This is a genomic window from Actinacidiphila paucisporea, from assembly GCF_900142575.1.
Lineage (GTDB): Bacteria > Actinomycetota > Actinomycetes > Streptomycetales > Streptomycetaceae > Actinacidiphila > Actinacidiphila paucisporea.
Genome location: NZ_FRBI01000019.1, coordinates 91396 through 103280, shown reverse-complemented (window position 1 = coordinate 103280; position 11885 = coordinate 91396). Strand labels below are relative to the sequence as shown.

Sequence of the window (11885 nt, the reverse complement as noted above, 5' to 3'; positions counted from 1 at the left end):
CCCGTATGGACATCGACGTCGACGACTACGTCCAGGGCGTGCTCGACGGCAGACGTGCGCTCATCGCGCGGACGATCACCCTCGTCGAATCCCGCCGCCCGGACCACCGGGAACCGGCCCAGCGGCTGCTGACGGAGTTGCTTCCGCACAGCGGCGGCGCCCGGCGGATCGGGATCAGCGGTGTCCCGGGGGTGGGCAAGTCGACCTTCATCGACGCCTTCGGCACGATGCTCACCTCCCGCGGGCACCGGGTCGCCGTCCTCGCGGTCGACCCGTCCTCCAGCCTCACCGGCGGTTCCATCCTCGGCGACAAGACGCGCATGGAACGCCTCGCCGTGGACCCGTCGGCGTTCGTCCGCCCCTCCCCCTCCGCGGGCACCCTGGGCGGGGTGGCGAGGGCGACCCGGGAGTCCATGGTCGTCATGGAGGCCGCGGGCTACGACGTGGTGCTGGTGGAGACCGTGGGAGTCGGCCAGTCCGAGACCGCCGTCTCGCGGATGGTCGACTCCTTCCTGCTGCTCACCCTCGCCCGCACCGGCGACCAACTGCAGGGCATCAAGAAGGGCGTACTGGAGCTGGCCGACGTGATCGCCGTCAACAAGGCGGACGGCCGCCACGAGCAGGACGCACGCTCCGCCGCCCGGGAGCTGTCCGGCGCGCTGCGCCTGATGCAGCCGGCCGACGCGCAATGGACCCCGCCGGTCCTCCACTGCAGCGCCCTGGAGTCCACCGGCATGGACACCGTGTGGGAGCGGCTGGAGCAGCACCGCGCGCTTCTGGACTCCGGCGGCAGGCTGGCCGCCAAGCGCCGCGACCAGCAGGTCGACTGGGCCTGGACGATGGCGCGCGAGGAACTCCTCGGCCGCCTCCAGGGCCATCCGGCCGTACGCGCCCTGGCCCCGGAGCTGGAACAGCAGGTCAGGGACGGGAAGATGACCGCGGCGCTGGCCGCGCAGCACCTCCTCGGTGCGTTCGACACCACGGCGGGCTGAGCGCGCCGGTCCGCACCTGCGGGTGACCGGCCTCGACGGCCCCGAGACGGCGGCGGGCCGAGCGCGCCGGTCCACGCCCGGGGCTCGCGCCGGGCGGCAGCCGATCAGCCCAGCGTCGCGGTCGCCGCGCGCAGGTCCTCCAGGGCTGCCAGTGCGTGCGGCGCGAGCCCTTCCCCGTCGTCGCGATCGCTTTCCGACCACTGGGCGTAGCCCCGCTTGAACGCCAGGACTCCCAGCTCGCCCGCGAGGTGCGCGGTCGGGTCGGGGATACCGCGGGCGACGAGCGCGGCGGTCATGGCAGCCGCGAGGCCGACGCTCTTGAGGGCGTCGCGCTCCTGCAGTTCGGTGCTGGCGGCCACGGCTGCTTCGAGGCGGGGGCCGAGTTCGCGGTTGGTCGGTCCCATGGCGCTCGATGCGCGCTGGAGACCGGCTGCCACCGCCTGGAGCGGGCTGGCGCTCTCGGGCGCCTCGGCGATGCCGTCGGCGAGCAGCCTGCTGAGCGTCTCCTGGCCGGCGACCAGCAGTTCGCGCTTGTCGGGGAAGTGCCGGAAGAAGGTGCTCTTGGTGACGCCGGCGCGCTCGGCGATCTGCGCCACCGTGGTGGCGTCGTACCCCTGCTCGGTGAACAGGTCGACCGCCGCGACGACGAGTCGCTGTGCCGCTCCCGGTTGCCATCTAGCCATGCGAACAGAATAGATGATGGGACTCTTGTCCCATCACTGTGTAAGGTGAGTGATGGGACAAGGGTCCCATCACTTACGGGAGAGCACATGCACGTCTTCATCACCGGCGGTACCGGCACCATCGGCTCCGCCGTCGTCAGCGAACTGCTCGACAACGGCCACACCGTTCTCGCGCTGGCCCGCTCGGACGGTTCCGCGCGGATCCTGGAGAGCGCGGGCGCCAAGGCGCTGCGCGGCGACCTCGCGGACCTCGACGTCCTGCGGTCCGGCGCCGCACAGTGCGACGGCGTGATCAGTCTGGCGTTCGGGCGCGACTACAGCAGCCCGGGCGCGGTCGCGCGGTCCATCGCCCAGGAGAGCGCCGCTGTCGCCGCGCTGGGGCAGGAACTCATCGGGACCGGCCGGCCGATCGTCGCGGTCTCGGGTACGCCCGCGGTGCCGGGTCGCGCCTCCACCGAGACCGACCCGCTGCCGACCGACGGACCGGTGGGCGGTCGGGGCCGCGCGGTCAATACGCTGCTGGATCTGGCCTCAAGTGGTGTGCGCAGCACGGCTGTCCGCATGCCGCGCACGGTCCACAACGACGGCCGGGGTGGATTCGCCGGCATGCTGGTCGACGCGGCGCGCCGCACCGGAGTGGCCGGCTACCCGGGCGACGGCACCCAGCGCTGGCCGGCCGTGCACGCGCTCGACGCGGCGGTCCTGTTCCGTCTGGCCCTCGAATCGGCACCGGCCGGGACAGCCTGGCACGCCGTGGCCGACGAGGGCGACGCGGTGCGGGACATCGCTACGGTCGTCGGCCGACGGCTGGGCCTGCCGGTCCGGGAGGTCCCGGAGGAGAGCTTCGGCCCGTTCGGCCCGATCTTCGCCATGGACCAGCCTGCGTCCAGCGCCCACACCCGCAATGCCCTCGGGTGGCAGCCGACGCACGCCGGCCTCCTCGACGACCTGGAGAACATCCGCCCTTGAAGGACATTGTCGGAACACCGGCCTGGGCAGCACCGGCCGCCGGACCCCGTCGTCCGTGACGCCGTCAGGTCCCGTAAGGGGCGCGGGCCCCCGCCCGAACCGGCGCTCTCACCCCGGCGGCGCGCGCGTACGTCCGGGCTGGTCGTGCATGCCGCGGACCTGCCATGATGTCGCCCTTCCGCTGCGAGCGGATGACGAGAGGGCGGGGCATGAACGGGCGGGGAACGCGGTTGCCGGGGGCGGCGCATCAGCAGGATGGCTTGACGGTGCCCGCGCAGGCTGCCGGCGCACGGGCCGGGAAGCGGAAGGCGGCGGAGCCTTTCCCGTGGCAGCACGGCTGGCAGCCGTATCCGCGCCGGATCCCGCGAACCGGTGCCAGTCGGCTGATGATCGCGGTCTGGCTGGGGCTGCTGGCCGCCGGCGCGGTGACAGCGGCCCTCGGCGTCGGGTCGATCATCCGCTACAGGTCCGACTACCGGACGATCGACCAGAGCAGCGCGTCGATGTCGCCGACCTACTGGCCCGGCGCCGAGGTCACGATCAGACAGGTCGGCGGCTCGGCGGTACGGGACGGCCAGGTGATCCTCTTCTCCGTCCGGGACTGGGGTGCGCCGGGCATCGGCGGGACCTACCTCAAGCGGGTCATCGCCCAGGGCGGCGACCACCTCGTCATCCACTCGGACGGCACGGTGGAGCTCAACGGCAGCCCGCTGCACGAGCCCTACCTGCGACCCGGGCCGCTCGCCCCCGGCGCCCCGATCGACATCACCGTCCCTGAGGGACGGCTGTTCGTGATGGGTGACAACCGCAACAACTCCAACGACTCCCGCTACCGCACCCAGAACGGCGACAGCGACGGCACGATCGCCCGCTCGACCGTCGAGGGCGTCGCCGTCGACCCGGCGAGCGCTCCCGTACGGCACCCCGGGTGGGTGATGACGGGCTTCTGGCTGGTCATAGCCGGCGGGGCGGGGGGCGCGATCAACGCCAGCCGTGCCAAGCTCCGCGCCGCCCGCCTCACCGCCGCGGGAGTCCTGCCTCCGCCCGACGAGGACTGAGAGCCGTCGCTTCGCCAGGTCCCGCGCTCGCGACCGGCCGGGCGACCTGGCGAAACACTGCCCCCGTCCGCGCCGGACCGGACGCGGCAGGCGGGTCGGTGCGAGCGCCCAAGCGCTCGTCAGCTTTCCCCGGCGCCGCCCGTCTCCTGGTCGGACAGGGGCGGCTTCCACTCCAGGAGGAGGATGGTGGCGTCCTCGCGCAGCTGGCTGCCCTGCTCGTCGAGGATCTGGTGGATCAGCCGGCGCAGGACCTCCGACGCCAGCCCGTGGCGCGGATGATCGCGTCGGTGAAGCGGCCCATGCCGAACAGCGTTCCGTCGCGCATCCGCGCCTCGGACACTCCGTCGGTGTGCAGCAGCACCCGGTCGCCGGGCCGCAGTCTCTCCTCGTGCACGGTGCGCGGGCCGGGTGCGAGGTGGGAGGGCGGTCCCATGGGGGTCTGGGCCTCGCGTTCCAGCGCCCCCGGCAGCACCCGCTGGTCCCTGATGAGCAGCGGCGGCGGGTGACCGCAGTTGCACCACCGACTGGCCTGGACGAGGCGCTCGCTGACACCGTCGGCCGGCTCCGGCTCCCGTGGGTGCTCCATGGCCGTGCGACCTCCTCGGGGCAGGCGAACCGCCGCGGACCGGCCGCATCAGTCAACCACCGCCCCTTCCCACCCGCGCGCCAGCCTCGGGGGGCCGTTCGAGGCCCACGTGGAGCGGCCACATGGGCGTACGAGCGCGCGAACCCGTGCGGCGCGCCCCATGCTGTGGAGTGACGGCCCCGAGCTGTTCCCGCCGGTGGCCCGGCGCGGTCGGCCGTCAGGCACGCGGGTTCAGGCACGCAGGAGAGAGCGCGATGGCGGCAACCGGCAAGGGACCCACTGGGAGCACCCGGGCAGGAGCCCCGGACGCCGGCTCACGGTGGCGGCCGGCGCGCACGCGCCGTCAGTCGGACTCCCACATCCGCAAGCTCGAGGAGGAACTCGACCGGATCCGGAGCACCCGGCAGGCCGACCACCGCGCGATGGGTGAAGTGCAGCGGCTGCTTCGTTCGGCGCAAGACGCGACCGACGCCCGGTCGATCAGGCCGTGGCGAAGGCGTGCCTTTGCCCGGGATGCGGCGGACGCGCGCATCCGTGACGCCGAATCACGGCTCTCCCATCTGGACCGGGTGAGTCATCCGGACGAAGATCACGACGTCGCCGCCCGGAAGAGGCCGGGCGCCTGGTGCCATCGCAAGAGCGCGCACATCGCCGTGCTCCAGGCCGACCTCAACCGCATCGAGGCGCGGCACCGGCTTGACCCCGCCGACCTGGAACTGGCCCACAAGGCACGGGTGTGCCTGGAAGCCGCTCGGGATGCCGTCGAAAGGCACTCGTTCTGGGCCTGGTGGACGGGCTCGGACGTGGCCAGGGTGGAGGCCAACATCCATGAGGCCGAACTCCTCCTGCTGCGACTGGTCCCTAATGACGAGCTCCGGTGGTACGGCGCCGAGGTCATCACCCGGGGGCGCCATCACCTCGGCCCCCAGGACCCCAGGCTCACCTCCCTGGAAACGCATCTGCAGCAGAACGCGAATGTCCTGTCCCCGGAGTTCAAGGGCCTGGCCGTCGCGGTCATGAGCGCCGCCAACTACGTCGAGGAGACGGAGGTGGCGCGGGTCCGCAGCTTCCGGAACATCCTGCTGGCGACGTTTCTCGTCACTACCGCCATCACCGTGCTGTTCATCCTGTCGGGCTACCTCATGCCGGCAGGGCTCCCCCCGAAGCTGTGCTTCGACCCTCCCAGCCAGACCACTGGCGTGGTCGCGATGGTCTGCCCCATCGGCAGCACGGCCTCGGGCTCCGCGGTCCTGCTGGTGGCCCTGTGCGGGGTGACAGGGGCGACCCTGGCAGGGGCGGCCTCCATCCGGCACATCCAGGGCACGGCGATGCCGTACATGGTGCCGGTGTGCCTGCTGATGCTGCGCCTCCCGATCGGCGCCCTGTCCGCAATCCTCGGCCTGATCCTGATCCGCGGCGGATTCCTCCCCGGACTGTCCGCCCTCGACAACAGCGCCCAGATCGTGGCCTGGGCGGTCGCCTTCGGTATCGGTCAGGAGGGCCTGACCCGCATGATCGACAAACAGGGAGGAGCCGTACTGAAGAACGTCCATGGCTCCTACCGCAAGTTCGACACCGATCCGGCGGGGCCCCCTGTCGCCCCGCCGCTCCCTCCCCTTCAACGGGACGTTGATCCACCCTCCGCCGGCTGAGACCGCCCGGCACTCCGGTTCGAGCGCCGGATCAGGTGCCGCGCGAGCTGGACCGGACCTGATCGCCTGTCAACAGCCCCGGCCGTCGGCTGACTGTGACGTCCCCGGATCGGGCCGGAACGGAAGTGGGCACGGCCTCCGGGTGGCCAGGAGTCGTCGGGTCCCTGATCACCGCGACGGAAACGGTGCCTGGGCGGGTGAGCCAACTGGGAGACTCGCCGGGTGAGCGAAGTGAAGGAGGTCCCCCGGCAGGTCCTGCTGCGCCGGGGCTTCGTGCTGGAGTACGTGACGCTGGGCTGGAACGTGGCCGGCATCGTGGTGCTGGCCGCCGCCGCGGTGGCGGCGAGGTCGGTGGCACTGGCCGGGTTCGGCCTGGACTCCCTGATCGATCGGCGCCTCGACGGGGGTGGTCTGGGAGTTGTCCGGCGCTGGCTTCGGCAAGGCCCGCACCGGTGCCGCCCTGGACAACCCGGTACTGAGGGCGGAAGGCCGGGTCACCCGGATCGACGGTCTGCTTGCTGCCGCGGTGCTGCTCGGTCTGGTCCTCAACGCTTCGGCGGGATCGTGGTGGGCGGACCCCCCGCCGCCGGATACGTGCTCGTGTACTACGCAGTCCGCGAGGTGAAGGAGATCGTCACCGGCGAGCACTGACTGCCTGCTCGTGAGCCGTTCACCACGGAGTTGAGCGGACCGGGGCCCGGCCGGCGCACAAGCGCCGCCCGGGCCCCGGGCGCTCCGGGCGGGATCAGGGGCTGTCCTCACCTCCGCCCTCGGCGCCGCCGTTCGCCAGCCACTGTCCGTAGGCGATCACGGCTTGTACGGCCGAGAAGGCGTTCTGGCGCGCGGTGGCAGGCGGGGCGACCGCGGTGCCGGCGGCCGCGGCCAGACCGGCGGACGGCGTGTACATGGCCTCGTTGAACACACCGCCGGAGGGAGCCGAGGCGACGGCGAAGACAGGGTGGGCCGTGCCGCCGGCGAAGGACGTCGAGATGTAGTCGCCGACCATGGTCCCCTGCGTGGTGCCGGCCAGCCACGAGTGGGTCATCGGTCCCGCCAACTGCGTCGGGGCACTCCAGGTGGCTCCGCCGTTCGTGGAGGAGAGGTATCCGACGTCCAGCTGGCAGTTGGAGGCCGTGCAGTTGGCGACCGGGTGGTAGTAGTAGGCCAGCCCGAGGTGCGCGGTGCTGCCGGACGTCGCCCGGTCGACCGCGAGGCCGGGGATGAAGTGATCGACCGTGGTGGTCGTCGCGTCGATCGGGATACGGACCACCGAGGACCAGGTGGTCCCGTTGGTGGTGGTCGACATCACGATGTCGTTGGAGGTGCACGAGCCCCCGGAACTGCGGAAACGGCAGTCCTGCCAGACCACGTAGACGGTGCCCGACGCGTCGATCTCCGCCGACGGCAGCGGTCCGCTGCGCAGGGACCCGCGGACGGTGTAGGTGCTGACGGTGGCGACGGTCGTGGTCGAAGTCCAGCTGGCGCCGCCGTTGGTGGACCGGAAGGCGAGGATCGACGTCTCCGAGGCGCTGGCAGCGGGCACGATCACCGTGCCGTTGGGCTGCACCAGGGGCTGGCCGCCGATACCGGTGGCGCTGTTGCCGGTGTTCTTCGACGCGCCCCAGGTGGCTCCGCCGTCGGACGAGGTGGTCATCTTCAGGCGGTCGCCGTCACCGTTGTTGTCGTACTCGGTGTAACAGTTGCCGTAGTACGCGCTGGTCGAGGTGTTGTCGCAGACGATCCAGTTCTTGTCGAGGCTGGAACCGGTCGCGGTGGTCACCGGGTTGCTCCACGTCAGCCCGCCGTCGGTGGAGCGGCTGGTGTAGACGACCGGCACCGTGACGGACGAGGTGATCGGGATGCTGGAGATCAGCCAGACGTTGTGCTTCGCGTCGTACCCCACCGCCGCGTCGCTGACCCGGGCATAGGTGCCGCCGGCGGCCGTGGTGATCCCGGGCAGGAAGCCATGGGTCCAGGTGGCGCCGCCGTCGCTGGACGTGGCGAAGCCGATGTTGGAGCCGCCGCCGTCGTTGAACCGGCCGACCTGGAAGGCGGAGACGATGGTGGAGCCGTAGGCGAAGGTGTCGGGCTCGACCTCGGTGGCGTGCTGGCTGCCGGAGTTGGTGTACGGATCGGTGCTGATCCGGGTCAGTGCGGGCGCGGCGTCGGCGATACCGGTGGACACGACCAGCGCGACGGCGGCAACAGCCACCGTGACCAGTCCGGGGCTGACCGTGCGCCGCAGTAAGGAGCGTAGGGACATGCTTCCCTTCCTCTGCCGAGGGGGACGGGGCACGTCGGGCATCGGTACGCCGCCGGGAGACGCCTGGGAGGTGCTTGTACACGTCCCGCCGTGGGGCAGGGCCGTTCCCGCCGAACCGAACCAGGTGCAGGACGTGCGCAAGGACGCCCCTACCCTCCTACCGTCTACATGCTCACGTCAATCATGAGATTGGCGCGCGTGGCGCCCACCGCCACCGGCCGCCTCCGTGCGCGGGGCGCCGACCTCGCCGTCCCGGTGACCGGATAAGCTGACCGTGGTGAGCCGGGAAGTCTGGTCGGCACAGGGAGTCGGCTGTCACAAGAGGTGACAGCGGCCCCGTCTGTGGCGATCGGGGAGACGGTTCATGCGCGCGGTGGGGTCGATCGTCTTTCTGGTCGTACTGGCCACCGCGGTCTCCACCTTCGCCCGCCGCTGGCGGATCCCGGCACCGTCGCTGCTGGTCATCGCGGGCCTGGTGGTGGCCCTGATACCGGGCACACCCGCTCTGCACATCCCGCCGAACACCATCGCCCTGGTCGTCCTGCCGCCCCTGCTCTACGCGTCGGCCGAGGAAATGTCGCTGCGGGACCTGCGGTTGGTGTGGCGGCCGGTGACGGTGCTGGCTTTCGGGCTCGTGCTGGCCTCGGCCGCGGCCGTCGGTGCCCTCGCGGTGGTTCTCACCCCGCTTCCGCCGTCGATGGCCTTCGTGCTCGGCGCGGTTCTGGCGAGCACCGATCCGGTGGCCGTCACCGCGCTGGGACGGCGGCTGTCGCTGCCCGGCCGGGTCCAGGTGCTGGTGCAGGCCGAGAGCCTGTTCAACGACGCGACCTCGCTGGTGCTGTTCAAGGTGGCCGTCGGTGTCGCGGTCGCCTCCACGACGGTGCACTGGCCCGTGGCCGCGGGCGAGTTCGGGCTGCTGGCCGGGGGCGGCACGGTGACCGGTGGCCTCGCGGCCTGGCTGGTCGCGCGGATCAGGCGGCGGACCACCGACCCCGTACTCGACACCGTGATCGCCCTGGTCACGCCGTACGCCGCTTACGTGCTCGCCGAGTCGGCCCACACCTCGGGGGTCACCGCCGTGGTGGTCGCGGGCGTGCTGCTCGGCCGCTCCGGGCACCTGCTCAGCGACGCGCGCATCCGGCTCCAGGTGCAGGCGGTCTACGCGGTGGTGGTCTTCCTGCTGGAGAGTGTCGTCTTCAGCATCATCGGGCTGGAACTGCCGGCCCTCGTCGCCGACCTGCCCGACGGCAGCCGCTGGTGGCCCCTGCAGGCCCTCGCGATCGCGCTCGTGCTGATCGGCGTACGCGTCCTGTGGATGCTTCCGCTGTCCGCGGTCGTCCGGCCCACGAGCAGCCGGCCCTCCTGGCGGATCGCGACGGTGGTGACCTGGGCCGGCACCCGGGGCGTGATGCCGCTGGCCGCCGCGCTGTCGATTCCGCTGACCGCCGCCGGCGACCGGTCGCTGCCGGGCCGGGAACTGGTCCTGGTCCTCACCACCGCCGTGGTGGTGCTCACCCTGATCGTCCAGGGGCTGACGCTCGCCCCGCTGGTGAACCGCTCCGGGATCGCGCTGGAACCTGAACACACCGCCCAGGAGGAGACGGTGGCGCGCGACGCGCTCACCCGTGCCGCCCTGGCCCACCTCGACGACCTGGCCGCCCTGGAGACCGTGCCGGAAACCGCCCTGCACCGCATGCGCCACAACCTCGCCGCGCGTCTCGACCACGACACCGACGACCCGGGCAACCCCTCGGCCGACGCCACCTACCGCGATCTGCGCCGCGAGGTCATCGGCCTCCAGAACACCGAGTTGCGCCGCCTCTACGACGAGCACCGCATCAGCGACACCACCCGCCGCCGCCTGCAGACCGATCTCGACCGCGAGGAGTCCGGCCTCGGCGAACGGTGACCGCCTGCGTGCGGTGCGGCACGTCGGCACCGACCCGTGCCGGCGCCGTCCGCGAGTCCGCCCTCCGCCACACCGCGGAGGCCGCCGGGCGCGCGCTACCCGCCGGCCGGGACCCGGGCCAGCAGCGCCTTCTTGTCCGGCTTGCCGCTGGGGGCGACCGGCACCGAGTCGAGCAGGGTGACCGTGGCGGGCTCGGCGCCTTCGCCCAGCACGGCGCGCACGGCGGCCCGCAGGTCGTCGGGCGCGGGCGTGCGGCCCGCCGTCGGGACGACGAAGGCGTGCGCGGCCTCGCCGGTGTGCTCGTCGGGCGCGCCCACCACGTAGGCCTGGTCGACGTCCGGGTGGGCCGCGAGCGCCGCCTCGATCGCGCCGGCGTAGTGCAGGATCGCGTTGACGAAGATCACGTCACGGGCACGTCCGAGCAGCCGCAGGTAGCCGTCCGCACCCAGGGTGCCGAGGTCCCGGGTCCTGATCCAGCCCTCCCTGACCACCTCCCGGGTCTCGTCCTCGTCGTGCCAGTAGCCGGACATCGCGCCGGCCGCGCGCACCCATATCTCGCCGGTCGTGCCCGCCGGGACGGGCTGTCCGTGCGGGTCGCGCGCACTGATCGCGACGCCGGGCATCGGGCGACCGACGGTGTCCAGCACCTGGTCGCCGTGTTCGGCGAGGTCCTCGGGGCCGAGCAGGGACAGCATGCCGGTCTCGGTCTGGCCGTAGCCCTGGTAGACCACCGGGCCGAGCCGTTCGACGGCCTCGGCCAGGCGGTGCGGCGGCAACGGCGAGCCCGCGACGAGCAGCGCCCGCAGGCTGGAGGTGTCGGCCTGCTCGGTGCGCAGGGTGTCGAGTACCTGGTAGAGCCTCGCCACCGTGCACAGGCAGGCGGTGACGCGGTGGCGCTCCCAGGAGGAGGGGAAGGACACCGGCTCGTCGGGGATCACCGCGGTGCCGCCGCTGAGCAGGCACAGTGCTAGGTGTTCCAGCATCACCGCGCTGGTCAGCGTCCCGAAGACCAGGAACCGGCCGTAGCCCCCGGCGAGTCGGCGTGCCCGGTCGCTCCAGCCGGCGGGCTGCCAGGACCAGTGGCGGCTCAGGGCGCGGTAGGTCTGGGCGGAGCCCTTGGGATTGCCGGTGCTGCCGCTGGTCAGGCAGACCAGGGCGATGTCGTCGGGACGGCCGCGTGCGACCAGGCCGTCGTCACCGTCGTGGCCGGCCTCGCGCTCCGCGTGCCCGCCGGCTGCCAGGAGGACGAGATCGAGGTCGACCACCGGTACCGCGGCCGCCTCGGCGGCCGCGGCGAGGTCCGCGGTCGCGGTCGTGCCGTCGGCGACCACCGCCTCCACGTCCTGCGCGAGCACGTGCCGCAGTTGGGGAGGCGTCAGGCCGGGGCGCAGGCCGGTGACCCGACAACCGAGCAGGTGGGCGGCGATCTGCGCGGCGAAGCCCGCCGGGGTCACCGCCGTGGTGACGGCGACCCCGCGCCCCGCGCCGAGACCTGCGGCCCGCAGGCCCGCGACGCAGCTCCGTATCAGGCCGAGCACCTCGGCGCGGGTGACGGGTTGTGACCGAAATTCGAAGGCGGGGGTCTCGGGATCCCGCAGGAAGGCTTCCACCAGCGGCTGCGGAAACACCGGGTCGGCAGGTCCGTCCATGTTTTCCTCCCGATCCGGACATACGGTCGCCAGGGTCGAATTCAGGCCATTGGCAAACCCGGGCGCCGCATACGCACAGTTTTTGCACAGCACGCGGCCGGCGCGCTCCCCGTATTGCCGCGCC

The 11885-nt window shown here is 72.4% G+C and carries 9 protein-coding genes and 1 pseudogene; 6 read left to right on the top strand and 4 right to left on the bottom strand.

Annotation, left to right across the window (positions count from 1 at the left end; genetic code table 11):
* Positions 1–5 precede the first annotated feature (5 nt).
* Positions 6–992, top strand: a complete 987-nt coding sequence (meaB, locus tag BUE44_RS24985; protein ID WP_073501236.1) for a methylmalonyl Co-A mutase-associated GTPase MeaB — start codon at positions 6–8, stop codon at positions 990–992.
* A 104-nt stretch (positions 993–1096) separates the two neighbouring features.
* Here meaB and BUE44_RS24980 read toward each other — a convergent pair whose 3' ends face one another.
* Complete coding sequence (locus BUE44_RS24980; protein ID WP_073501235.1) at positions 1097–1675, bottom strand: TetR/AcrR family transcriptional regulator; 579 nt, start codon at positions 1673–1675, stop codon at positions 1097–1099.
* An 87-nt stretch (positions 1676–1762) separates the two neighbouring features.
* Between BUE44_RS24980 and BUE44_RS24975 the strand changes: the two genes are divergently transcribed.
* Together BUE44_RS24975 and lepB are read left to right on the top strand one after the other, a co-directional pair.
* A complete protein-coding gene (locus BUE44_RS24975) occupies positions 1763–2644 on the top strand; it encodes an SDR family oxidoreductase (RefSeq protein WP_073501234.1) in 882 nt (293 codons plus the stop codon).
* 386 nt (positions 2645–3030) lie between these two features.
* Positions 3031–3702, top strand: coding sequence for a signal peptidase I (gene lepB / locus BUE44_RS24970; protein WP_159450296.1), 672 nt, complete (start codon positions 3031–3033; stop codon positions 3700–3702).
* A gap of 119 nt (positions 3703–3821) precedes the next feature.
* Here the strand turns inward: lepB and BUE44_RS24965 are convergent.
* Positions 3822–4225: pseudogene (locus BUE44_RS24965) on the bottom strand (PP2C family protein-serine/threonine phosphatase); the annotation flags it as partial.
* A gap of 317 nt (positions 4226–4542) precedes the next feature.
* Here BUE44_RS24965 and BUE44_RS24960 point away from each other — a divergent pair.
* Positions 4543–5940 (top strand): hypothetical protein, encoded by a 1398-nt coding sequence (locus BUE44_RS24960; protein WP_073501231.1) that lies wholly within the window; start codon positions 4543–4545, stop codon positions 5938–5940.
* Positions 5941–6162: 222 nt separating this feature from the next.
* Positions 6163–6591 (top strand): hypothetical protein, encoded by a 429-nt coding sequence (locus BUE44_RS24955; RefSeq protein ID WP_235002423.1) that lies wholly within the window; start codon positions 6163–6165, stop codon positions 6589–6591.
* Between the two features lie 94 nt (positions 6592–6685).
* On the opposite strand, the gene BUE44_RS24950 is transcribed toward BUE44_RS24955, so the two are convergent.
* Entirely contained in the window at positions 6686–8203 is a 1518-nt protein-coding gene (locus BUE44_RS24950) for a sialidase family protein (RefSeq protein WP_235002421.1), read from the bottom strand.
* A gap of 364 nt (positions 8204–8567) precedes the next feature.
* On the opposite strand from BUE44_RS24950, the gene BUE44_RS24945 reads away from it, so the two are divergent.
* The gene (locus BUE44_RS24945; protein WP_073501229.1) at positions 8568–10112 is read left to right on the top strand and encodes a Na+/H+ antiporter; all 1545 of its coding nucleotides are present in this window, start codon (positions 8568–8570) and stop codon (positions 10110–10112) included.
* Positions 10113–10207: 95 nt separating this feature from the next.
* Here BUE44_RS24945 and BUE44_RS24940 read toward each other — a convergent pair whose 3' ends face one another.
* Positions 10208–11761, bottom strand: coding sequence for a class I adenylate-forming enzyme family protein (locus tag BUE44_RS24940; RefSeq protein WP_079190058.1), 1554 nt, complete (start codon positions 11759–11761; stop codon positions 10208–10210).
* Positions 11762–11885: the final 124 nt, after the last annotated feature.

Bases quoted from the DNA above. Each gene is read 5' to 3' on its own strand.
- meaB (WP_073501236.1), top strand. From the start codon at position 6: ATGGACATCGACGTCGACGACTACGTCCAGGGCGTGCTCGACGGCAGA.
- BUE44_RS24980 (WP_073501235.1), bottom strand. From the start codon at position 1,675: ATGGCTAGATGGCAACCGGGAGCGGCACAGCGACTCGTCGTCGCGGCG.
- BUE44_RS24975 (WP_073501234.1), top strand. From the start codon at position 1,763: ATGCACGTCTTCATCACCGGCGGTACCGGCACCATCGGCTCCGCCGTC.
- lepB (WP_159450296.1), top strand. From the start codon at position 3,031: ATGATCGCGGTCTGGCTGGGGCTGCTGGCCGCCGGCGCGGTGACAGCG.
- BUE44_RS24960 (WP_073501231.1), top strand. From the start codon at position 4,543: ATGGCGGCAACCGGCAAGGGACCCACTGGGAGCACCCGGGCAGGAGCC.
- BUE44_RS24950 (WP_235002421.1), bottom strand. From the start codon at position 8,203: ATGTCCCTACGCTCCTTACTGCGGCGCACGGTCAGCCCCGGACTGGTC.
- BUE44_RS24945 (WP_073501229.1), top strand. From the start codon at position 8,568: ATGCGCGCGGTGGGGTCGATCGTCTTTCTGGTCGTACTGGCCACCGCG.
- BUE44_RS24940 (WP_079190058.1), bottom strand. From the start codon at position 11,761: ATGGACGGACCTGCCGACCCGGTGTTTCCGCAGCCGCTGGTGGAAGCC.